This is a genomic window from Kribbella caucasensis, assembly GCF_004361855.1.
Lineage (GTDB): Bacteria > Actinomycetota > Actinomycetes > Propionibacteriales > Kribbellaceae > Kribbella > Kribbella caucasensis.
In genome coordinates, this window is sequence record NZ_SNWQ01000013.1 from 92,646 (window position 1) to 116,069 (window position 23,424).

The 23,424-nt window shown below is 69.4% G+C and carries 18 protein-coding genes; 8 read left to right on the plus strand and 10 right to left on the minus strand.

Features of this window, described 5'->3' with window-relative positions:
- Window positions 1-230: 230 nt before the first annotated feature.
- A complete protein-coding gene (locus EV643_RS25460; protein WP_133802663.1) occupies window positions 231-2,342 on the minus strand; it encodes a 3-hydroxyacyl-CoA dehydrogenase NAD-binding domain-containing protein in 2,112 nt (703 codons plus the stop codon).
- A complete protein-coding gene (locus EV643_RS25465) occupies window positions 2,339-3,535 on the minus strand; it encodes a thiolase family protein (RefSeq protein WP_133802664.1) in 1,197 nt (398 codons plus the stop codon). Before EV643_RS25465 ends, EV643_RS25460 begins: the two co-directional genes overlap by 4 nt.
- A 167-nt stretch (window positions 3,536-3,702) precedes the next feature.
- Here EV643_RS25465 and EV643_RS25470 point away from each other — a divergent pair, with 167 nt between their 5' ends.
- The 3 genes from EV643_RS25470 to EV643_RS25480 all read left to right on the plus strand — a co-directional run bounded on the left by EV643_RS25470 (window position 3,703) and on the right by EV643_RS25480 (window position 5,786).
- Entirely contained in the window at window positions 3,703-4,410 is a 708-nt protein-coding gene (locus EV643_RS25470) for a hypothetical protein (RefSeq protein ID WP_238165790.1), read from the plus strand.
- Between the two features lie 204 nt (window positions 4,411-4,614).
- Window positions 4,615-5,301, plus strand: coding sequence for a dienelactone hydrolase family protein (locus EV643_RS25475; protein WP_133802665.1), 687 nt, complete (start codon window positions 4,615-4,617; stop codon window positions 5,299-5,301).
- Window positions 5,298-5,786 carry a glutathione peroxidase gene (locus EV643_RS25480; protein ID WP_133802666.1) on the plus strand — a complete coding sequence of 163 codons (489 nt, stop codon included), beginning with the start codon at window positions 5,298-5,300 and terminating at the stop codon, window positions 5,784-5,786. Before EV643_RS25475 ends, EV643_RS25480 begins: the two co-directional genes overlap by 4 nt.
- A 115-nt stretch (window positions 5,787-5,901) precedes the next feature.
- On the opposite strand, the gene EV643_RS25485 is transcribed toward EV643_RS25480, so the two are convergent.
- Window positions 5,902-7,167, minus strand: coding sequence for an HRDC domain-containing protein (locus EV643_RS25485; RefSeq protein WP_133802667.1), 1,266 nt, complete (start codon window positions 7,165-7,167; stop codon window positions 5,902-5,904).
- Window positions 7,164-7,766, minus strand: a complete 603-nt coding sequence (locus EV643_RS25490) for a DUF3000 domain-containing protein (protein ID WP_133802668.1) — start codon at window positions 7,764-7,766, stop codon at window positions 7,164-7,166. Before EV643_RS25490 ends, EV643_RS25485 begins: the two co-directional genes overlap by 4 nt.
- A gap of 185 nt (window positions 7,767-7,951) precedes the next feature.
- Between EV643_RS25490 and hemE the strand changes: the two genes are divergently transcribed.
- The 4 genes from hemE (at window position 7,952) to EV643_RS25510 (ending at window position 11,689) form a co-directional block, all read left to right on the plus strand.
- A complete protein-coding gene (hemE, locus tag EV643_RS25495; RefSeq protein ID WP_238165791.1) occupies window positions 7,952-9,025 on the plus strand; it encodes a uroporphyrinogen decarboxylase in 1,074 nt (357 codons plus the stop codon).
- Window positions 9,026-9,117: 92 nt separating this feature from the next.
- Window positions 9,118-10,539: a protoporphyrinogen oxidase gene (gene hemG / locus EV643_RS25500; protein ID WP_238165792.1), complete on the plus strand. Its 1,422-nt coding sequence runs from the start codon at window positions 9,118-9,120 to the stop codon at window positions 10,537-10,539.
- Window positions 10,536-11,309: a hydrogen peroxide-dependent heme synthase gene (gene hemQ, locus EV643_RS25505; protein WP_440589977.1), complete on the plus strand. Its 774-nt coding sequence runs from the start codon at window positions 10,536-10,538 to the stop codon at window positions 11,307-11,309. The genes hemG and hemQ overlap by 4 nt, the downstream gene beginning before the upstream one ends.
- 2 nt (window positions 11,310-11,311) lie before the next feature.
- Complete coding sequence (locus tag EV643_RS25510; protein WP_133802671.1) at window positions 11,312-11,689, plus strand: VOC family protein; 378 nt, start codon at window positions 11,312-11,314, stop codon at window positions 11,687-11,689.
- 79 nt (window positions 11,690-11,768) lie between these two features.
- On the opposite strand, the gene EV643_RS25515 is transcribed toward EV643_RS25510, so the two are convergent.
- From EV643_RS25515 to EV643_RS25540, 6 genes are all read right to left on the minus strand, one after another.
- Window positions 11,769-14,075, minus strand: coding sequence for an AAA family ATPase (locus EV643_RS25515; RefSeq protein ID WP_238165793.1), 2,307 nt, complete (start codon window positions 14,073-14,075; stop codon window positions 11,769-11,771).
- A 167-nt stretch (window positions 14,076-14,242) separates the two neighbouring features.
- Complete coding sequence (msrB, locus tag EV643_RS25520; protein ID WP_133802672.1) at window positions 14,243-14,662, minus strand: peptide-methionine (R)-S-oxide reductase MsrB; 420 nt, start codon at window positions 14,660-14,662, stop codon at window positions 14,243-14,245.
- Window positions 14,663-14,840: 178 nt separating this feature from the next.
- Window positions 14,841-17,243 (minus strand): DUF8508 domain-containing protein, encoded by a 2,403-nt coding sequence (locus EV643_RS25525; RefSeq protein ID WP_133802673.1) that lies wholly within the window; start codon window positions 17,241-17,243, stop codon window positions 14,841-14,843.
- 86 nt (window positions 17,244-17,329) lie between these two features.
- A complete protein-coding gene (locus EV643_RS25530; protein WP_133802674.1) occupies window positions 17,330-18,724 on the minus strand; it encodes an adenylate/guanylate cyclase domain-containing protein in 1,395 nt (464 codons plus the stop codon).
- Complete coding sequence (locus tag EV643_RS46745) at window positions 18,717-20,471, minus strand: NAD(P)/FAD-dependent oxidoreductase (RefSeq protein WP_133802675.1); 1,755 nt, start codon at window positions 20,469-20,471, stop codon at window positions 18,717-18,719. The genes EV643_RS25530 and EV643_RS46745 overlap by 8 nt, the downstream gene beginning before the upstream one ends.
- Window positions 20,472-20,605: 134 nt before the next feature.
- A complete protein-coding gene (locus EV643_RS25540) occupies window positions 20,606-22,201 on the minus strand; it encodes a M4 family metallopeptidase (RefSeq protein WP_133802676.1) in 1,596 nt (531 codons plus the stop codon).
- A 160-nt stretch (window positions 22,202-22,361) separates the two neighbouring features.
- Here EV643_RS25540 and ligD point away from each other — a divergent pair, with 160 nt between their 5' ends.
- A complete protein-coding gene (gene ligD, locus EV643_RS25545) occupies window positions 22,362-23,423 on the plus strand; it encodes a non-homologous end-joining DNA ligase (RefSeq protein ID WP_133802677.1) in 1,062 nt (353 codons plus the stop codon).
- Window position 23,424: the final 1 nt, after the last annotated feature.

Genomic DNA, 23,424 nt, shown 5'->3' on the forward strand with positions numbered 1-23,424 from the left:
TGTTCAAGCCCCCCACTTCTTGACCGAGGTCCCCAGACGACGACCCCGAACCACCCGCATCGCCTGCCGAGCGCAATCCCATGCCGCGCCCCGGTGGGCGGGTGCCGGTGGGTGGGAGCAGGCACCGGAGCGAGCGACGGAGGAGCGTCGGAACCCGCGTGGACGTAGTACAGGTTGCTGGAGGCCGGAGCGGGCTTCCGGCTCCGCACCGACCCCCAGCGGTTCTTGGGTCAGGCCAGGCCGGCGACGCCCTTCGGCAAGAAGCGTGAGCCGTTGACCTTTTCGGCGATGCCGGAGCGGTCCAGGTACGGGGTGATGCCGCCGAGGTGGAACGGCCAGCCGGCGCCGAGGAGGAGGCAGAGGTCGATGTCCTGGGCTTCCGCGACCACGCCCTCGTCGAGCATGATCCGGATCTCCTCGGCCAGCGCCGTGAGCACCCGGGTCCGCAGCTCCTCGGCGGTGGACGGCTGGTCGCCGACCGTCACCAGCGCTTCGACCTCCGGATCCACGACCGGCTTTCCTTCAGGCCAGACGTAGAACGAACTCTTGCCAGCGGCAACGACCTTGGCGAGGTTCTCGGACACGGCGAACCGGTCCGGGTACGCCGCGTTCATGGTCTCCGCGACGTGCAGAGCGACCGGCAGACCGACCAGTTGCAGCAGCACGAACGGCGGCATCGGCAGGCCGAGTGCGGACAGGGCCTTGTCGGCGGCCGGGATCGGCGTGCCCTCGTCGACGGCTGCGCTGACCTCGCCGAGGAACCGGGTGAGCAGCCGGTTCACGACGAACGCCGGCGCGTCCTTCACCAGCACGCAGGACTTCTTCAGCGTCTTGCCGACCGCGAACGCCGTGGCCAGCGACGCGTCGTCGGTCTGGTCGGCGCGGATGATCTCCAGCAGCGGCAGTACGGCGACCGGGTTGAAGAAGTGGAAACCGACGACCCGCTCCGGGTGCTCCAGGTCCGCCGCCATCTGGGTGATCGACAGCGACGAGGTGTTGGTCGCCAGGATCGCGTTCGGCCGGATGATCTTCTCCAGGTCGGCGAAGATCGTCTTCTTCAGCTGGAGTTCCTCGAACACGGCCTCGATCACGAAGTCCGCGTCCGCGAACACCTGCCGGTCCACCGAACCAGTGACGAGAGCCTTCAGCTGGCTCGCCTTGTCGGACCGGATCCGGCCCTTGCCGAGCAGCTTGTCGATCTCGCCGTGAACGTACCCGACCCCGCGATCCACCCGCTCCTGGTCCAGGTCGGTGAGGACCACGGGCACCTCGAGCCGGCGTACGAACAGCAGCGCGAGCTGGCCCGCCATCAGGCCGGCGCCGACGACACCCACCTTGCTGACCGGGCGGGCGAGCGACTTGTCCGGGGCACCGGCGGGACGCTTGGCCCGCTTGTTCACCAGGTCGAAGGCGTAGAGACCGCTGCGCAGCTCCTCTCTCATGATCAGGTCGGCGAGCGCTTCGTCCTCGGCCGCGAAACCGCGGTCCCGGTCGTTGTCCTTGGCGGCCGCGATCAGGTCGAGTGCCCGGTACGGCGCCGGGGCCGCGCCGCTCACCTTGAGATCCGCGAACCCCTTGCCCCGGGCAACGGCCGCGTCCCACGCCTCGCCCCGGTCGATCTCCGGCCGGGTCACGGTGATCTCGCCGGTGAGCACCTTGCTCGCCCACAGCAGCGACTGCTCCAGGAAGTCGGCCGAATCCAGCAGCACGTCGCCGATTCCGTAGCTGACCGCGTCAGGGCCGCCGAGCATCTTGTTCTGGTTCAGCGCGTTCTCGACCACCACCTTGACGGCCTTGTCGGCGCCGATCAGGTTCGGCAGCAGGAAGTTGCCACCCCAGCCCGGGATCAGGCCGAGGAACACCTCCGGCGTGGCGAGCATGCCGGCCGCCACCGACACGGTCCGGTACTGCGCGTGCAGCGCGACCTCGAGCCCACCGCCGAGCGCGACGCCGTTGACGAACGCGAACGAAGGCTTGCCGCCGTCGATCAGCTTCCGCATCACGCCGTGGCCGATCTTGCCCAGGTTGAGCGCCTGCTCGCGGTCGGTCAGCTTCGGTACGCCGGTCAGGTCGGCGCCGGCGGCCAGGATGAACGGCTTGCCGGTGACACCGATCGCGGCGACGTCATCCCGCGCCAGGGCGGCGTCGATCGCGGCGTTGAGCGACGCCAAGCCCTTCGGGCCGAACGTGTTCGGCTTGGTGTGGTCGTGCCCGTTGTCGAGCGTGATCAGCGCCATCGTGCCGGCCTTGTTCGGCAGTACGACGTCGCGGCTGTGCGCGTGCGTGAGGACCTCGTCGGTCTCGATCGCGACCGCCTGGTCGATCAGATCCTGCAAGCTCACTTTGCCCCCTCGAAGTTCGGGTTCTCCCAGATCACGGTGCCGCCCATGCCGAGGCCGACGCACATCGTGGTCAGGCCGTACCGGACCTCGGGGCGCTGCTCGAACTGCTTGGCGAGCTGGTTCATCAGCCGCACACCCGACGACGCGAGGGGGTGGCCATACGCGATCGCGCCGCCGTACGGGTTGACCCGCGGGTCGTCGTCGGCGATGCCGTAGTGCTCGAGGAACGCGATCGCTTGGACCGCGAACGCCTCGTTCACCTCGAAGGCCTGGATGTCGTCGATGGTCAGCCCGGCCAGCTTCAGCGCCTTCTCGGTCGCCGGGATCGGGCCGACGCCCATCACCTCGGGCTCGACACCGGCGAACCCGTACGAGACCAGCTTCATCTTCGGGGTCAGCCCGTACTGCGCTGCCGCCTCGGCCGACGCCAGCACACAGGCCGTGGCGCCGTCGTTGATCCCGGCGGAGTTGCCCGCGGTGACCCGGCCGTGCGGGCGGAACGGGGTCTTCAGACCGGCCAGGTTCTCGACCGTCGTACCGGGCCGCATCGGCTCGTCGGTGGTCGCGAAGCCCCAGCCGCTCTCGGCCGAACGGGTCGCGATCGAGACCAGGTCGGGCTGGATCAGGTCGTTCGCGTACGCCTTGGCGGCCTTCTCCTGGGACGCCACGGCGAACGCGTCCGCGCGCTCCTTGGTGATCCCGGGGAACCGGTCGTGCAGGTTCTCGGCGGTCGACCCCATCACCAGGGCAGAGGTGTCGACCAGTTTCTCGGAGATGATCCGCGGGTTCGGGTCGACGCCCTCGCCCATCGGGTGCCGGCCCATGTGCTCGACCCCGCCGGCCACGACCACGTCGTACGCGCCGAACGCGATCCCGGCGGCGGTGGTGGTGACGGCGGTCATCGCGCCCGCGCACATCCGGTCGATGGCGTAGCCGGGGGTGGTGTTCGGCAGGCCCGCCAGCAGCGCCGCGGTCCGGCCGATGGTGAGGCCCTGGTCGCCGATCTGGGTGGTGGCCGCGATCGCGACCTCGTCCACCTTGTCGGCCGGGAGCGACGGGTTCCGCCGGAGCAGTTCCCGGATGCACTTGATCACCAGGTCGTCGGCCCGCGTTTCGGCGTACTGGCCCTTGGCCTTGCCGAACGGGGTGCGGACGCCGTCGACGAACACGACATCGCGAATCTCACGGGGCACGGGGGCGCCCTCCTTTTCTTGGCAGCTGGCACGATGCTACCCGTGGGTAACAGAACCCCCCAAGCAGCCACGCCTGTGCCCCTGCTCACAACCCGGACGAGATTTCCCGTGGCATCCGGGCGCGATCAGGCGCATGCTGGTGCCAGGCACGTCTCAGGAGCGGTTCTATGAACAATCTTGATCTGGCCGTACCGGTCCTCAGCCGGGGCAAACACCGCAATCCGCGCAAGGGCGCCTGCTTCATGGAGTTCGCGTCCTACTTGGCCGGCGAACCCTGGTCGGACCACCCCGGCTGCACACATCCACTGCTGGCCGGAGTCGCCCGCGACGTCAACGACTGTACGACGGACGCCGGGCGGGCCCGATTGGCGCCGCTGATCCCGTCCGTGATCGGTCTGACCCCGGACGACCCGCACCTCGTACCACGGGTGACAGCCAAGTGCATCCAGCACGCACTGCCGGTGGTATCGCAGGAGCGGCAGTACATCCTCGCCGTTGCGCTGTTGGTGGGGGAGCGGGAGTTGGCCAAACTGGACGGGCGTCCGCTCGGCAGCCTGCAACCGGAGTCGCAGGCGGTCCTGGATGCGGTCCCGCAGGCGTCGAAGTGGGCCCGGTCGTTCACCGCCCGTCCGCATCGGGTGCCGCCGGACTTCAGCAAGCGGACCGCGCCGCGCGCCGTGTCGTGTGCGGTGGAAGGGATCTCGCAGGCGTGTGTCCCGGACCCGGACGAGCGGCTCCACCAACTGCTGACCGACGCGATCGAAGAGTGCAAAGCCTGGATGCCGGAACCGACGTTTCGGCCAACGCTGGCTGAAGCGCCTGCGACGGACGCGTCGGCGCGGTTCGGCGAGTCTCAGGTACGCGTTCACGGGTAGTCGGTCGACCTTCGGTAGCGGCTGAGGCCGTGCCTCCCGATCCCCTGCGTGCTGCGCGGCACTCGGCACGGCATCTCGCTGCACTGGAGCAAAGGCCACGATGAACCACATCGAGGCCTTCACTCCAGCACACCGAGCTACCGCACCGAGCACCTGCTCGCGACTGCAGGGGATCGGGAGACACGGCCTTGTAGGCTTCACCGTGTGACTTTGGAGATCGATACCGGTACAGGGTTGATGCCAGTCCACGTGTGGGAGCCTGCGGGTGGTGACGGACCTGGGCTGCTGCTCCTGCAGGAGATCTTCGGGGTCACCGACTACATCCAGGATCGCGCCGCCCAGCTGGCTGCCCTCGGGTACTACGTCGTCGTGCCGGAGATCTTCTGGCGCCTGGACGACGTCGACCTGGATCCCGATGCGCCCGACCTGCTCGACCGCGCGCTCGCGGTACTCGGCCGGCTGGACTGGGCCGCCGCCGTCTCGGATTCGGTCGCCGCGCTGGAGTACCTGCGCGGCCGGGACACGGCGGTCGGGGTGATCGGGTTCTGCTTCGGCGGCGGGCTCGGGTTCAACGTCGCCGCTGTGTCCTCGCCGGACGTACTGGTCAGCTACTACGGGTCCGCGCTGCCGAACCTGCTCGACCTGGCGCCGAAGGTGACCGCGACCAGCCTGCACCACTTCGGCGACGCCGACGACTACCTGGCACCCGCCACGGTCGACCAGATCGTGGCGGCTCTGGGTGACGCCGAGGTCTACCGGTACCCGGGTGCCGGGCATGCCTTCGACAACCCCATGCCCGCCTTCCACCACTCCGAGGCATCCGCCTTGGCGTGGCAACGCACGACTGAGTTCCTGTCCCTTCACCTGCCCCCGAGTGAGGATCCTGCATGAGCCTGTACGACATCCCGCTGCACACCCTGTCCGGCGGGAGCACCTCCCTGTCCGAGTACAAGGGCAAGGCAGTTCTCATCGTCAACGTCGCGTCCAAGTGCGGCCTGACCCCGCAGTACGAGGGTCTGGAGAACCTGCAGAAGCGGTACGCCAGCCGTGGTTTCACCGTGCTCGGCGTCCCATGCAACCAGTTCGGCGGCCAGGAGCCCGGTACGGCCGAGGAGATCGAGACGTTCTGCTCGACGACGTACGGGGTCACCTTCCCGATGCTCGAGAAGCTCGAGGTCAACGGCGAAGGCCGCCACCCCCTGTACACCGAGCTCACGGCCACCCCCGACGCGGCCGGTGAGGCGGGCGACATCCAGTGGAACTTCGAGAAGTTCCTCCTCGCCCCGGAAGGCACCATCGCCGCCCGCTTCCGCCCCCGGACCCTGCCCGAGTCCGACGAGGTAGTCGCGGCCATCGAGGCACAGCTCCCAGCCTGACGCGCCCCGCTGCCGACCATCTCAGAGGCTAACCTCCGAGATCGATGGTTGCCCCCTGGGAATCTCGGGGGCCAACCATGCAACTGGAGGGCTAGCCTCTGAGATGGTCCGCGCCTCAGCCGATTGGTTCGGCGGGGGGAGCGGTGGTGGCGATGGCGTCGGTGAGGACTTCGGCGGTGAGGGCGATCTGCCATTCGCGGGCGCCGTGGTCGCGGAGGAAGCTACCGACCGCCTCGAGTGAGGGGTCGGTTGGCGGGGTCCAAGCGAGACGGCGGATCGTGTCGGGGGACAGCAGGTTCTCGGTCGGGAGCCGGTGTGCTTCGGCGATCTCGCCGACCGTAGAGCGGGCAGCCGACAACCGGGCAGCGGCGTCGGGATCTCGGTCGGCCCACGCCCGCGCCGGCGGGGGACCGTCGTACCTGGGGCCTTGCTTCGGCAGCTCGGCATCGGGCAGCCGACGGGCGTGGTCGATCGCCTCCCACCACGTCCGCATGTGCCGATGCGCGCCTCGACCCTTGAACGCGGTCAGGCGCTGCAACGTCTCGCGGTCGACCGGCATCGCGGCCGCGGCCTCGACGATTGCGGCGTCCGGCAGGATCCGGCCCGGCGAGATGTCGGCCGAGGCGGCGAGCTGGTCCCGCGCCTCCCACAGGGCCCGTACGACGGCCAGGCTGCGGCGGTTCCGGACTCGGTGCATCCCCGAGGTCCGTCGCCACGGGTCCGGCTTCGGCTCCCGGGGCGGCGCGGACAGGATCGCGGCGAACTCCTGCTGGGCCCATTCCCACTTGCCCTCGCGGCGGAGCTCGACCTCGATCGCGTTGCGCAGTTCGATCAGCATCTCCACGTCGAGCGCGGCGTACACCAGCCAGGGACCGGGCAGCGGCCGGGTCGACCAGTCGGCGGCCGAGTGCTCCTTGCGCATCCGGTAGCCGAGCACCTCGCTGACCAGGGACGCCAGGCCGACCTTCGGGTACCCGAGCAGCCGGCCGGCCAGCTCGGTGTCGAAGACGCTGCGCGGGACCATCCCGACCTCGGCCAGGCAGGCGAGATCCTGGTTGGCGGCGTGGATGATCCACTCGGCGTCGACGATCGCGTCACCGAGCGCGGACAGGTCGCCGAACGGGATCGGGTCGACCAGCGCGGAGCCGGAGCCCTCGCGGCGGAGCTGAACCAGGTAGGCCCGGTGTGAGTACCGGTAACCGGACGCGCGCTCGGCGTCGACGGCCACCGGGCCGGTTCCACTACGGAATGCCTCGACAACTTCACTCAGTGTGACATCGTTGTCCACGACTTCGGACAATCCGTCGCGAAGTTCGAGCAGGGGCAGGTTCTCGGTCGGATCGTCCGGGACGGGCGGCTGCTGCGTCTCGGCCGGGCTCATAGGCCCCGCTGACCGCGCCGGGTGGGCATCGCCACCACCCCCGGCGGAACCGGCGGCAACCCCGCCGCGGTGCACAGCACCTCGCCCCACGCCTCGGCGTGCCGGGTCACGTCGACCGCGCCGCCCGGGCCCGGCATCGGGCTCCAGGACGCACGGATCTCGATCTCCGCCGTCGCGTCGTCGTCGGCCATCCCGCCGAAACTCTCGGATACCACCCGAGTGACGGTACCGCTCGGGGCCAAGTACTCCGCACCCCGGTCGGCCAGCGCCTCCATCAGCCAGGTCCAGCCCACGCCGCCGAGCAGCGCGTCCGTCACCATCTCCGGTTCGACGGCGGCGCGCACGTACGCGACACAGCGGAAGGTCGACTGCCAGGCGTCGTTCCCGGCCGGGTCGTAGAGGACGACCAGACGGCCGGTGGCGATATCGTCACCGTCGACCGTCACGTCAGCGCTGACCGCGGCCGCGTGCGGAGCGATCCGCTGCGGCGCGGGCATCTCCTCGACGAAGACCTCGGGCCGGAACCGGGCCTCACGCAACTGCGTCAGGGCCTCGGCGAACTCCGCGGGTGGCGCGTCGACCTGCTTGCGGGCACCCATGCTTCGCAGCCTACGACTGATTACTCACCGACGCCGGTGGCGACGCGCCGGTAACCGCTTCACGGGCACGGGTCGACCTGCCGCCAACCCGTTGCACGCGGCGCCGAATCACGCGCCGTCGACCGTTGCGCCGTACGCCGGATCGCGCCGTGTACCGCTGAACCCGGCATGGGATCATCGGTGCCGTGCCGTTGACTCAACCCGGTCCATCACCGACCGCTACCGAACATTCCCCCTTCCTGCTGGCCGCCCGGGGTGAGCCCGGACCGCATACGCCGGTCTGGTTCATGCGCCAGGCGGGCCGCTCGCTGCCCGAGTACCGCGCGGTCCGGGAAGGCACCACGATGCTCGAGTCCTGCACCCGGCCCGACCTCGTCGTGGAGATAACGCTGCAGCCGGTACGCCGTTACGGTGTGGACGCGGCGATCTTCTTCTCCGATATCGTGCTGCCGCTGAAAGCGGTCGGCGTGGACCTGGAGATCAAGCCCGGAATCGGCCCGGTGATCGCCACCCCGGTCCGGTCCTTCGACGACCTGGACCCGGTCCGCCCCGTGGAGCCGTCGGACGTCCCGTACGTCACGGACTCGGTGAAGCAACTCGTCTCGGAACTCGGTGGCACCCCGCTGATCGGGTTCGCGGGGGCGCCGTTCACGGTCGCGTCGTACCTGGTCGAGGGCGGCCCGAGCAAGGACTACGCGAAAACGAAGTCGCTCATGCACAGCGACCCCAAGCTGTGGCACGCCCTGGCAGACCGGCTCGCGGAGGTGGCGATCGCGTACCTGTCGGTGCAGGTCGAGGCGGGCGCGTCCGCGATCCAGCTGTTCGACTCGTGGGCGGGGGCGTTGTCTCCCCGCGATTACGCCGAGTTCGTGCAGCCCCACTCGGCCAAGGTGTTCGCCGCGCTGGCGCAGTACGGCGTCCCGAAGATCCACTTCGGGGTGAACACCGGCGAACTCCTGCCCCTGATGAGCGAGGCCGGCGCGGACGTCGTTGGCGTCGACTGGCGAGTCCCACTCGACGAGGCCGTACGCCGAATCACCGCTGCCGGTGGTGCACCCAAACCGGTCCAAGGCAACCTCGATCCGGCCCTCCTGTCGGCCGGCTGGGACGCCCTGGAGCCCGAGATCGACCGCATCCTCGCCGAAGGCCAGGCCGCCCTAGGCCACATCTTCAACCTCGGCCACGGCGTCCCCCCAACCGCCGACCCCGAGGTCCTCCACCAGATCGTCCGCGCCGTCCACGAGAAGTCAGCCCGCTAGCCCCAAGTCGGCTGGCGGCCGCACCCCCGACCGCGCCGGGGTGGGGCGGGGTCGGGGAGGGGCGGCTGGGGTGGTTTGTGAGGATGGGGTGTGTGAACGCTCGGTCGGTGGTTGTCGTTGGTGGGGGTATCAGCGGTCTATCAGCGGCGCATGCGTTGGCCACCGGGCCGAATCCGCCGCGAATCACGGTGCTGGAGTCCTCGCCGAGACTCGGCGGCAAGCTGGCCGGCGATGTGCTCGAAGGCGTCCCCGTCGACCTAGGGGCCGAATCCGTTCTGGCGCGGCGGCCTGAAGCGGTCGATCTGATCAAGGCGGTGGGCCTCGGCGACGAACTGGTGCACCCGGCAACGACCTCGGCCGGGCTCTGGATCGGCGACCGGATCCGCGCGATCCCGCCGACGGTCATGGGCGTCCCCGTCGACCCAGTCGCCACGGTCGACGTACTGGGTGCTGAGGCTGCCGAGCGGGTCGCGCACGAGGCCGAACTGCCCGAGCCCGCTCTGACTGAGGACGTGGCGATCGGGCGGTTTGTTGCCGAGCGCATGGGTCGCGCCGTCACCGACAAGCTCATCGACCCGCTGCTCGGCGGCGTCTACGCGGGCCGCGCCGAGGAGATCTCCCTGGCGGCCGCCGTACCGGAGCTCTTCGCCAAGCTGAAGACCGCTCCCGGCCTCCTCGCCGCCACCGCCGAGCTCCGCGAAATCGGCCAACGCCGCGTCGCCGAAGGCACGCCCGTCTTCGCCGGTGTCCGCGGCGGCATCAACCGCCTCATCCACGCCCTCGAGCAGGACCTGACAACCCGCGGGGTCGAGATCCGCCGCAACGCGACCGTACGCCGGATCGCGCGCACCGAGTCCGGCTACGCACTGGAAACCGGCCCGGTCCCCGCGCCCAAGACCGTGCAAGCGGATGCCGTCATCGTGGCCGTCCCCGCCTCGCCCGCCGCCCGCATGCTCGCCGACCTGGTCCCTGCCGCATCCACCGAGCTCGCTGCGATCGAGTACGCGAGCATGGCGATCATCACCCTCGCTGTCCGCAAGCGGGACTGGCCGACCACTGCGACCGGTTCCGGCTTCCTGGTCCCGTCGGTCGAGCGCCGGACGATCAAGGCGTCCACCTACTCCCACGCCAAGTGGCAGTGGAGCGCCGACGCCGGCGGAGAGCTCGCAGTACTGCGCTGTTCGGTCGGCCGCCTCGGTGAGGAGTACGTGCTGCAGCGGTCCGACGAGGAGCTGGTCGCACTGGCTACCGCTGACCTCGGCAGGGCTGTCGGCCTTACTGCACCCGTGGTCGGCTCCCTGGTCACGCGGTGGGGTGGGGGACTTCCGCAGTACGCCGTGGGCCACCTGGATCGCGTTGACCGAGTGGAGGCCGCTGTCGCGGAACAGGCCGGCCTGGCGGTCTGCGGTGCGGCGTACCGGGGTGTCGGCATCGCCGCGTGCGTTGCGTCCGGCAGCAAGGCGGCAACCCGGGTGCAGGCGCACCTGGACGCATTGGCGACAATGGCAGGGTGACCGAGACGCCGGCAGCCGCCCTTGAGAACAACACGCCCGAGAACAGCACGCCCGAGAGCAACGCTGGGAGCCACCCAGCGAAGCCGAAGGCACGGGAGCTCAACAACGTCATCCGCTACACCATGTGGTCCGTCTTCAAGGTGGAGACCCCACTGGGCGAAGCGGATCGGGACGAGCTGGCCGCCGAGCTCACCGACGTCTTGGGCAAGCTCGCTGCCGACGAGGATGTGGTGATCCGCGGCTGGTACGACGTGGAGGGGTTCCGCGCGGACGCCGACTTCATGGTCTGGTGGCACGCGCCCACGTCGGACGCGCTGCAGAAGGCGTACCACGCGCTGCGCCGGTCGCGACTCGGGCGGCACCTGGCGCCGATCTGGTCCCAGTTCGCGCTGCACCGGCCGGCCGAGTTCAACAAGAGCCACATTCCGGCTTTCCTGGCCGACGAGGAGGCGCGGGCGTACGTTTGCGTCTACCCGTTCGTCCGGTCGTACGAGTGGTACCTGCTGCCGGACGAGGAGCGCCGGTTCATGCTGGCCGAGCACGGCAAGATGGCTCGCGGCTACCCCGACGTACGGGCGAACACGGTCGCGTCGTTCGCGCTCGGCGACTACGAGTGGATGCTGGCGTTCGAGGCTGACGAGCTGCACCGGATGGTCGACCTGATGCGTGACCTGCGCGCGTCCACGGCCCGGCGGCACGTCCGCGAGGAAGTCCCGTTCTACACCGGCAAGCGGACCGGGCTCGGCGAGCTGATCGCGAACCTGGCCTGATCATGCAACGTAAGGCCTTCCCGGTGCTGTACGTGAGCGACATGAACCGGTCGGTGGCGTTCTACTCGCTGCTCGGGTACGAGTCGGTCTACCAGTTCCCGCTCGAGGGCGACCCGCACTATGTCGGCCTCGAGCGCGGCGACTCGTCGCTCGGCATCGCCCACACCAGCTGGCCAGAAGCCCAACTGGGCATCACCGTCGGCACCGCCCCACGCTTCGAGCTCTTCCTGTACGTCGACGATGTGGACGCCCAGGTCGAAACCCTCCGCGCCGAGGGGTACAAGATCGTCCAGGAACCCGCGAACATGCCTTGGGGCGAACGCCAGGCCTACGCCTTCGACCCAGACCAGAACCCGGTCGCCCTCGCCACCCCGATCTGAGCCGGGGGCGGGGACGCCGGGTGGCTGAGCCGGGGTGGCGGCGGGACGTCCGGCGGGTCCGGTTCCGGGCCTCCGTGGGTCAGGTTCCGGGCTTCTGGAGGAGGTAGTCCTCGGCGCGCATGGATGCGGCCGGCTTGACGTCCTCCGGCAGGAGTTCGCGCAGTTCGCGCTCGGTCAGGCCGTCCGGGTCACGCTCGGAGAGCCGGGTCGCCTGGTTGGAGATGGCTTCCTCGAGGATGTTCCGGATGAACCGGCCGTTGCCGAAGCTGTGGCCACGGGGAGCAGGTGGGATGACCTTGCGGACCACGTCCATCACCGCATCGGTGTAGATCATGCCCTTCTGCCGGGCCTGCAGCTCGAAGATGGCGACCAGCTGATCGGTGTCGTACTCGCTGAAGGACAGCAGCTTCGGGAATCGCGACGCCAGCCCGGTGTTGGAGTCCATGAACCGCTGCATCTCGCGGTGGTACCCGGCGACGATCACGACGCACTCGTCGCGATAGTCCTCCATCATCTTCAGGATGGTGGCGACGGCTTCGAGCCCGTAGTCGCCCGGACTGTGCTCCGGCACCAGGGTGTAGGCCTCGTCGATGAACAGCACCCCGCCGAGCGCCTCGCGGAACTTGCCCGCGGTCATCGGCGCGGTGGTGCCGACGCCGGAACCGACCAGGTCGGACCGGTCGACCTCGACAACGTGGCCGCTCTCGAGCACGCCCAGCTGCTTGTAGATCCGGGCCAGCAACCGGGCGATCGTGGTCTTGGCGGTACCGGGCTTGCCGACGAACACCATGTGGCGGGCGCGCTCGTGAGTCGGCAGGCCGAGGTCCTTGCGGCGCAGGTTGGTCTTGATCTCGGCCACCATCCGGTGCACCGCGTCCTTGACCGACTCCAGCCCGATCAGCGAGTCCAGCTCGGCGAGCGCGTCGACGCCATGGTCCACCGGTTTCGGAACGGCCAACATGTCGGGATCCGGTACGGCGGCGTCGGCGGGCATCGGCGGGACCTCGGTCGCGGCAACAGCCGGTACGTCGACCGCCGGCTCGGGGACGGCTTCCGCCGCGGGCTCGGCCTCGACCACCTGCTGGGGTACGCCTTCGGCCGTGGGCTCGACCTCGACCGGCGGCTCGGGGATGCTTTCGACGGCGGGCTGGGCCCCGGCAACCGGCTCGGGAGCGCCTTCGACCGCGGGTTCGGCCCCGGCAACCGGCTCGGGGGCGCCTTCGGCCGCGACCGCGCCCGCGGGCTGCTGATCAGCGGGACCATCGACCTGGACGGAGCCCCAGACACCCAGGAGAGCCGCCGTCGTCGCCGGCTGGTTCGCCGTACCGGAAGCGCCGGGGGTGTCAGCCACCGCCCAGCGCTCACGGTCGAGGAGCCGGAAGAACGCGCCGAGGTCCGGGACCTGCGGCTCCGGCCACGGTGCGTCCGCGAGTACGCCGGCCAGGTGGACCGACACCCGGGTGGCAGCGGCGGCCCAGGACCGAGCGAGCACCTCCTGCTCCTGGCGGACCGCGCGGGCCAGCCACTCGGTGTTGCCGGCCAGCCAGGTGTGTGGGTCGAAGCCGTTCCTGAGGTCGGCGAGGGCGTTCTCGACGTCCCAGCCGGCGACGCCCAGGATCTGGCCGACGGCGGGGGGCTGGCCGCTGAGCCCGGTGGCCAGGATCAGCCGGGCCAGCAACTGTGCGAAGTCGCCGGCCTCGTCGTCCGGGATCGCCGTCGACAGCTTGGCGTGCGCGTCCCGCAGCGTGCTGAGCGAGTACTGCAGGGCCGACGCGGGGCCGGCCAGCTCCGGGAGCACTGCGCGCTCGTCGTCGCTGAGCACGGCCGTCGCCCAGAACTGAGCGATCGTCTCGTAGTCGGCGGCCATGTGCATGCGGGTGACCTCGCGGTCGGCCAGCACCCGGTCGAACGCGGTGGTCAGGGCCCGGGCGCGGGCTGCCATCGGCGGGGCGTCGACGAACAGGCTTACCACGTCCCGGGACATCAGCAGCGCCTGCCTGCGGCCTTCTTCGGGGAAGCCCCGCGCGCCGGACACCACCTGCAGCGGCCAATCGCCGGCCGCGACCCGGACCACGTGTCCGGCGCCGCCGAACCGTACCGAAGGCCGGTAGAAGTCCCGGGTCAGTACGGCGGCGATGTCGGCGCATTCGCCGTGCAGCACCGGGATCCAGCCGGTCAGCAGTGGAGCGACCTGATGGGTGAACCACACCGCGGCTGGCGTGCCCCTGACGAACTCCGGCAAGGCGTCCGGCCGCAGCGCACTCGGGTCGTCGGCCCAGGTACGCAACTGGCCACGGATACCGGCCAGCCAGTCGTCCGGTACTTCCCAGGGCTGGTCGGCCGCGAGAACGTCGAGAACTCGCGGTCTCCGGGTGTCGTCAGCCACATGGATCCTTTCGCCTGTCGGGCACCTGGCTAGCTACGCGACAGACCACCCTGGGCGCTCACCGCGGAGCCCGAACGGCAGACGGCGTGATGGACTCGAACACGGGGATTCCCCAGGATGGCATCGCGGTGGCCAACTTTAGTCCGTCAGCGGCCGACGACCCGCCCTCAACTCGTTGGTGCGAGGGTGAGGCTTACGGAGTTGATGCAGTAGCGGAGGTCGGTGGGGGTGCCGTAGCCCTCGCCTTCGAAGACGTGGCCGAGGTGGGAGCCGCAGTTGGCGCAGCGGACCTCGACGCGCTTCATGCCGAGGGTGCTGTCCTCGATGTACTCCACCCGGTCCTCCGCCAGCGGGGCGAAGAAGGACGGCCAGCCGCAGTGCGAGTCGAACTTCGTCTCACTGCGGAACAGCTCCGCGTCACACGCCCGGCACTTGTAGACGCCGACGGTCTTGGTGTCGGTGTACTCACCGGTGTACGGGCGCTCCGTGCCGGCCTTGCGCAGTACCTGGAACTCCGCGGGGGACAGCTCGGCCCGCCACTCCTCGTCGGACTTCTGTACGGCGTACTGCCTGGTGCTCTCTGTCACAGGACCTCCTCAGTCGAGGAGCCGGATCCCGAGGGACGCCGGCTCCTCTCCATTATCGGCGCCCGGGCAAGGAAATCCCGCCCGGGCGGCGGCCCGTAAGCGGCCCGCAATCAGCCCGTAGTGCGTCGTCGGCGGGCGTCGGCGGGCGCTGGTGGTTCGCTGGTGGTTCGCGCTGGTGTCAGCGGAACCAGGACGGCAGCGGAGTGAGCCGCACCACCTGGGGATCGTGGTCGCTGATCTGGTCGACGTACTCGCTGTTGATGTGCACGATGTCGTAGCTGAAACCGGGCTTGAGGTTCTGCGACATCAGGATCTGGTCGAGGATCTGGCTGTTGCCCTCGAACACGTAGCTGTACCGCTCCTTCAGCGGCAGCGTGCGCGGCAGGTCGATCAGCGACGTCTTGCCGGTGCCGACCAGGATGTCGGTGGTCCGGCTGAAGTCGAAGTCGTTGATGTCGCCGAGGACGACGACGTTGGCCCCGCGGTCCTTGGCCAGGATCTGGTCGACGAATCCGCGGACCGACTCGGCCTGCAGGTGCCGCTTGGCCGCGGTCACCTGGACCGGCGGCTGGGTCCGGCCCCAGAGCGGGTCGTCGCCACCCTTGGAGCTGAAGTGGTTGACCACCACGAACAGGCTCTGGCCGTGCCAGCTGAACTCGCCGGCGAGCGGGACGCGGGCGGCGGCCCAGGCCGGGTTGGCCGGGTCGACGCGGCCCGGCGACGAGCTCAGGTGCGGGCGGCCGAACTTGTCGGTGGTGATCGTGGTCGGCGTGGTGGAGCCGCCACCGGCCCGGTCGACGAACTTCACCGGCCGGTCCGTCCGGTACATGAACGCGACCCGGATGTTGCCGCCCGGCTCGCCGCCCTCGGCGTCGTCCACCGGGTCGATCTGGCGCCAGGCGTACTTCGGGCCGCCGGCCTCCTGGATCGCGGCGGCGAGCCGGTTCAGGGTGAGGTCAGCGCCAGTGATCGGTGAGTTCACCGCGCCGTCATTGTCCTGCACTTCCTCCAGGCCGAGGATGTCTGGTGAGGCCAGGTTGTGCACGACCGCCTCGGCCAGTCCGTCGAACTTGGCGTCGCCGTCGGACGGGTCGAGGTTCTCGACATTGAAGGTGGCCACGGAGACCTGCAACAGAGAGGAGGGCTTGGTCTTCTCACGCTGGATCTTGCCGTCGACAACGGTTGGGGTCTTCGTGACGAGGAACTTGAAGTTGCCGAACGCGTAGTCCAGTACGCCGGTCACGACAGTGGTGCCGTCGCCGGTCAGCTTGTCCCCGGTGCTGGCGTCGGGGATCGGTGCCAGCAGATCGTCCAGCATCACCCGCTCGGGGTTGCTGTCGGCGGCCTGCAGCAGGATGCCGCCACGGACCGTCCGGACTCCGGATCCGGCCGGTACGACGGGCAGCTCGCGGAAGGAGCTGGTCGGGCCGGTGACCTCGGGCTGGTCGATCCCGAGCCACATGCCCTCCAGTGACTCCCAGAAGTCCAGTCCGTCGGTGGCCGGCTCGAAGGTACCGGTCGTCTCGACGTCACCGGTGGAGTCGTCGTCGATCACGGTCGACGGAGGGACGCGGCTACCCGGGCCAACGATCGTCGGGGCCGGCACGGAGGCGGTGCCGGTCACGGTGATCTGAGGGTTGGTGATCTCGGTGGTGGTCAGGTTGTCGGTGCCGCCCGAACCGCCCGGGCGGAACTCGACGACCGTGCCCTTGACCGTGACGGCGTCGCCGACGTTGACCGTCGGGGCCGAGCTGGTGAAGACGAACAGACCTTCACTCGTGGCCGGGTTGTCGTCGGGCTGCGGGTCCTGGAACCAGAACCCGTTGCCGCTCTTCGCGGTGACCACACCGGTGACGTTGGCGACCAGCTTGCCGGCCATCGGCGACAGGTGGGCGGCGCCCTGGATGTCGTGGATCTTGGCGTCGACGGGGTCCGGGTCCGGAGTGCTGGTCAGCGTCTTGGGTGACGGGTTGACCGCTGCGAACTCGGTGCCGTTGTTGTCCTCGTCCTTGGTCGGGACCTTGCGGGTGGCCGAGGTGGTGTTCGAGGTGGCCGGGGCCGGGCTGGTCTCGCTGTCGTTGGCCGAGCCGTAGCCGACGAAGTCGATGACGCCGTCCGCGGTGGCGCAGCCCGTCGTACAGGTCAGGCTGGTGGTCGAGGTGACCAGGGCGATCTTGCCGGCCGAGGCGGACATGTTCACGCTGCCGGTCGCGTCGGGGGTCGGCAGCGGCTGGCCGTTGGCGCCACCGGACGCGCCCTGGGCCAGGTAGACGCTGCCGGGGGCGATGCTGCCGGTGAGGTTGATCTTGTTCGCCCAGGAGGTGCCCGCGGCGGAGGCGTACTGGATCGACCAGCCGGTCAGGTCGACCGGGGAGCTGCTGTTGTTGGTCAGCTCGATGAAGTCGTTCGTGTACGGCGCGCCGGAGTTGCCGCCACCGCCGTACACCTCGGTGATCACGACGGTCGACGAGGCAGCGAGAGCAGGCGAGGCGATCACCGCGACGGCGGTGCCGGACGCGACGAGGCTGGAGGTGATCAGCAAGGCGCCCAGGCGGCGCCGCGATCGGTTCTGGGCAGACATGTGGCGGATTCTCACACCCCTGTCGGGGCGAACCAAGGTCCAACACGTGAACACCGGGTGGCGCGGGTCAAGGCGAGGGTGATCCTTCAGACGTTCTGTGCGGGATCGGCTGTCAGGGACAGCAGGTGGAAGACCTCAAGGGGTTCTGATTTGCCTTTGAGGTGGAGCAGGCCCAGAGATTCTGTGACGGCTTGGGGGAGGGCGGCGAGGGTGGCGGGGCCGATGGCGACGCCACCGGGTGGGGCTTTGCCCTCGATCCGGGAGGCGACGTTGACGGTGTCGCCGATGACGGTGTGGGTGCGGCCGCCTTCGGTACCGAGCAGGCTGACCGAGGCGATCCCGCTGTTCACGCCGACCCGGAACCGCGGCCAGTCGGGGTGAGCCGCTTGGACGACCCCGGCTGCTTCCTGGAGGGCGAGCCCGGCGGCTGCTGCCCGGGCCGCATGGTCAGGCTGGTCGCCGCGCTTGTTGAAGGTGACCATCAGGGCGTCCCCGATGATCCGGTCCACCACTCCACCGTGGCGGCGGACAACGGGCGGCACCACGACCTCGAAGTACGTGTTGAGCATGGCGGTGACCTCGCCAGGCTCGTGGTTCTCGGAGAACGTGGTGAAGCCCTGCAGATCGGCGAAAAGCACGCTCAGCTCGCGCCGTCCGGACACGGTGTCCGCCAGGTAGAGGTCGGCGAATCGTTCCTCGTGCCACTGGATCCGCACGCCGCCGACCACGAGGACGAAGGCGGCTAGGAGCAACAGGTGCCACTCCCACCAGGACAACGCCCAGTTCCGCGCGAACACCAGTGCCACCATCGCCTCGGCCAGCAGCACGAAGGCGGCGATCATCGACAGCAGCATCAGCGACGGCCGCTGCCACCACAGCCGTAGGTAGCGGGCCGCCGCCAGACCGTAGAGCAGGATCGTCGGGATGGCCAGGCCGGTCAGGATGCCGTCGGCCATCTCCGGTACCGACGTGCCGTGCAGCGGGGGCAGCCGCAGTACCGAGGCGATAGCCCAGAGGACCATCAACGCGAGCAGCCCGGCCCGTGCCCACCGGCCCCACCGCACCGCGCCGGCGGCCTGGGTACCGGAGAGCATGAGGCTCGACAGGGCGGCGAACACCGAGCCGAGCGCGATCCCCACCGGCGTCGCCAGTACGAACCCGGCGTTCGGCGTGTCGATCAGAACTCGTGGCGTCGCGAGCGCGTGCAGCCCGAGGAAACCCGCCGACGACAGGAACGTCAACGCGACCAGCAACACCCGCGGATCGCCTCGGCGCAGCGCCGCCGCACCCATGCCGTGGGCCAGTACCGCACTCAGCAACGCCGTCAGCAGAACCAACCAGAAATGCGACGGGTGATGCTCCCAGTGCACGTCCAGCTGTGGTTCGCGGAGCAGCAGCACCAACCCGGCCGGCGGAATCAGCAGCACGACTGCCGTGATCGCAACCATCCCACCGGTGTAGACGAACCGCCGCTCAGCCATCGCGACCTGCCAAGCCACCGAGGGCCCGCTGCGCGAGTTCCTTCAGATGGCCGTGGATCTGCGACACGACGACCGAGCCCTCACCGACCGCCGAGGCCACCCGTTTGACCGACCCGCAGCGGACGTCGCCGACCGCGAACAGGCCCGGAATCGTCGTCTCGTACGGCTGCGGCGGCCGGTCTTCGGTCCACAGCGGATCCGCCGCCGCGTCCACTCCGGCGAGGACGAAGCCGTAGTGGTCGCGGCCGACCTTCTCCGGCAGCCAGCCGGTACCGGGTTCGGCGCCGATCATCACGAACAACCCGTCGACCGGCAGCGTCTCCTCCTGACCCGTCTGGCGATCCCGCAGGACGATCGTCTCGAGTCGCCCGTCGCCACCGCCGCCGACCACCTCGCCGGCGACACGCAGTACAACGTTGTCCGCGGCATCGATCGCGTCGATCAGGTACTGCGACATGCTCGCCGCGAGGTCGTCGCCACGAATCACCAGGGTGACGCGGCGGCAGTACCGGGCGAGGTGGAGCACAGCCTGACCGGCCGAGTTGCCGCCGCCGACTACGCACGCGTCCATGCCGGTCAGTCCGTGCGCCTCGGAGACGGACGCGCCGTAGTACACGCCTGCGCCAGTGAGCGCCTCCAGCGACGGTACGCCGAGCCGACGGTACGAGACCCCGGTCGCCAGCACGACCGCCTTCGCCGTCACCTCGCCGACGTCGCCGATCTCGGTCAGGAAGCGGTCGCCCTGCGGTTCGAGCCGGACCACCTCGCGCATCAGGACGAAGTGCGCGCCGAAGACCCACGCCTGCTGGTAGCCGCGCTGTGCGAGCTCAGAACCGCTGATGCCCCGGGAGAAGCCCAGATAATTCCGGATCAGCGAACTCGTCCCGGCCTGCCCACCGATCGACTCGCGTTCCACCACGAGCGTCCGCAGCCCCTCCGACGACGCGTAAACGGCGGCAGCCAAACCGCCCGGTCCCGCTCCGATCACCAGTACGTCGAAGTCCCGTTCTTCCTCCTCGAGTGTCGTGTGCACACCCCACGCCTCGGCGACCTCGGCGTCGGTCGGATCGTGCAGCAACGCGCCACCGACGGCTGGCATCCACACGAGTACGCCGTCGCCGGGATCGGGCTCGCCCACCTCCCGCAGTACGGCGTCCGCGAGGGCCGAGCCGGTCGGCCGGAAGGCGCTGGGGATGCCGTTGCGGGCCAGCAGACTCCTGATCGCATGGCCGCGCGCAGATCTCTCGGAGGCGATCACGACAGCCTCGCGCAGGTTGGCGACCTCGTTGCGCGACCACTCCTGGACGAACTCGGCGACGGTCCGATGGAACAGTTCGTCGTGCGAGATCCACGGCTTCAGCACGTAGTAGTTGATGTCGCCGACCGCCATCGCGGCCAGGATCGCGGCGGCCGTGTCACGCCGGCGCCACGCGCCCCACTCGATCAGGAGCGCGCGGCGGGCATCCGGGTGCAGCGTCCGGGCCCGGTCGAGCACCGCGGAGCGCTGGTCGGCAGCCAGATCATGATCGACCAGCACGACGGCGACTCGTTGTTCCACCTCGCGCGCGAAGTCCAGACTGCCCAGCGCGGCGGCAGCGGTCAGCTCGCCGCGCACTCTGAAATCGACGCCGAAACTCCGCTCCAGCTCGCGCTCGATCCGGTCCAGTCGTTGCGGATCGATGTCGACGACAAGCAGAAGAGGTCGAGCCTCGCGCAGGCTCGACCTGGCGCCGGGTTCCCCACCCATGGTGCGACGGTAGGTCCGCCACCCTGGGTAAGCAATGGAGAAAGCGTTTGTTCACCGGTCCTGCCCGCCCCAGTGGGACAGGACCGGTGAAGTATCAAACGATCAACTGATTGAAGCTGTGCCTCAGGCGAGCATCAGTTGACGCTCACTGCGGACCAGGCAGCGGCCACGGCGGCCCGCTCCGGGCTGGACGCGCCGTAGATGTCGGTGGCCGCGTTGAGCGTCGCCGTACGGGCCTGGGCGTAGTTGGTGCTGGTTGTCATGTACGTGGTCAGCGCGCGGTACCAGATCTTGCCGACCTTGTCCCGGCCGATCCCGTTCAGCGTGGTTCCGTTGCAGGTGCTGGAGTCGTGCGGCAGACCGCCGATGGTCTTGGCGCCGCTGCCCTCGGACAGCAGGTACACGAAGTGGTTGGCCGGACCCGACGAGTAGTGCACGTCGATGTTGCCGATACCGGAGTACCAGCAGTCCTTGGAGTTGCCGTCCTTGCTCGGCTTGTCCATGTACCGCAGCGCCGGGCGGTCCTTCATGATCTCCTCACCGATGTAGTAGTCGCCCGGGTCGCTGGTGTTGTTGGCGGAGAACTCCACGAAGGTGCCGAAGATGTCGCTGGTCGCCTCGTTCAGCCCGCCGGACTCACCGGAGTACGTCAGGTTCGCGGTCGCGGTGGTCACGCCATGGGACATCTCGTGCCCGGCCACGTCGATCGACACGAGCGGGCCGGCGACCACGCCGTCCCCGTCGCCGTACGTCATCTTCGTGCCGTCCCAGAAGGCATTCACGTAGTTGGTGCCGTAGTGCACCCGGCTCTGCACGCCCTTGCCGTCGTTGAAGATGCCGTTCCGGTCGTAGTTCACCTTGAAGTAGTCGAACGTCTTCGCGGCGCCGTAGTGCGCGTCCACGGCGGCACTCTGGCGGCTGGCCGTCGTACCGGTGCCCCAGTGGTTGTCGGCGTCGGTGAACCGGCTCGCGACCGGGCAGCCGATCCCGAAGATCTGGCACCAGATCGAGTCGGTCTTGTTGTTCGCGTCGGTGGTCCAGCCGTTGCCACGGGCCGGGTCGGTCAACGTGTAGCCGCCGGTCGCCGTGGTGGTGTCGATCGCGACCGTGCCGCTGTACAGGCTCTGGCCGTCACCGCCGACCGTGTGGATGTGCTGCTCGGTGATCAGCGTGGCACCGGTCAGCGCGTCGATCGTGGTGGTGACGTGGCTCGGGGTCCCGTCGGCCTGGGTGCCGCCGGACACCACCTGGTACGCCAGTCGTGGCGCACCCTTGCGCGTCTCGATCACCAGGGACGGCTTGCCTTCGGCCTTGTGGTTGCCGGTCAGCGCCCGCGCGGTCGCGGTGGCCGACCCGAGCTTCGGCGTACGGCTGACGTCGGCCGACCGGGTCAGGGTCAGACTGGCGCCTAACCAGTCGCCGTCCTTGGCCTGGTGCACCACGACGTCGCCGCCGAGCACCTTCAGGCCGCCGATGCTGCGGTCCATCCGGACATGGGTCGAGCCGTCCGGATCCACGATGACGTCCCGTACTGCGAACGCGTCGGCGCCGCTGGCACGGAGGGTCCCGAGGTTCTCGGTGACCGCGGCCTTGGCCCGGGCCACTGCGGTCGCAGGGGACGGGTTCGGGGTGGCAGTCGGGGCACCGGTTGCGGTGCTGGCCGTTCCCAGACCCAGGGCGGTTGCGGTCGCCACTGCGGTGGCAGCGGCGAGCAGGGCGGATTTGTTCATCCTCGCGCTCCTTCAAGAGTGTCCCGGAGGCCTCACGCCCCAGGAACGAGGTGGAGGAACGTTACCGCCCGGTCACCTAGGGTGGCCAGAGCTCGGGAAAAGTTGCCTTTCCGCGCGCTGTGGGTCTTTTTGGTCGGTATGGGGCGGTAGCGTCGCGACCATGGCGGCGACCAAGGCAATCGAGCTGGAGATCGCGGGGCGGACGGTGCGGGTGAGCAACCCGGACAAGCCGTACTTCGCTGATCGCGGGCTGACCAAGCTCGACATCGTGAACTACTTCGTCGCGGTCGGCGACGGGATCCTCGGCGCGTTGCGGGACCGGCCGACCACGCTCGAGCGCTGGCCCGGCGGCTGGTTCGAGGGCGCCAAACTGTCCACCCGGATGGACAACCGGGGCGACGCGTTCTACCAGAAACGGGTCGCCAAGGGTGCGCCCGACTGGGTCGAGACCGCCACCATCACCTTCCCGAGCGGCCGGCCGGCGGACGAGGTGTGCCCGACCGAGCTCGCCGTGGTCGCCTGGGCGGCCAACCTCGGCACCCTCACCTTCCACCCCTGGCCGGTACGCCGCCCGGAGCTGGACTCCCCGGACCAGTTGCGCATCGACCTCGACCCCCAGCCCGGCACGGACTTCAAGAACGCGGCCACGGTGGCACCGGCTCTGCGCGAGTTGCTCGCCGAGCACGGTCTGGAGGGATACCCGAAGACCTCAGGCGGCCGCGGACTCCACGTCTACGTCCCGATCGAGCCGCACTGGGACTTCATCCAGGCCCGGCGCGCGGTGATCGCGGTCGGCCGCGAGCTGTCCCGCCGGATGCCGGAGCAGGTGACGGTGAACTGGTGGAAGGAGGAGCGCGGCGAGCGGGTCTTCATCGACTACAACCAGATGGCCCGGGATCGCACGATCGCCTCCGCGTACTCCGTCCGCCCGAACGCCCGTGCCCGGGTATCCGCCCCGTTGCGCTGGGAGGAGCTCGACGACGTCGTACCGGACGACTTCGACGTACTCACCATGCCGGCCCGCTTCGCCGAGGTAGGCGACCTGCACGCCGCCGTCGGTGAGAAGGCGTTCTCCCTCGAATCCCTGCTCGACCTCTCCGCCAAACACGAACGCGACCTAGGCGAAGGCGACATGCCCTACCCACCCGAATACCCCAAAATGCCCGGCGAACCCAAACGAGTCCAGCCGTCGAAAGACCGAGACCGGCCGCGGGAAACCTGAC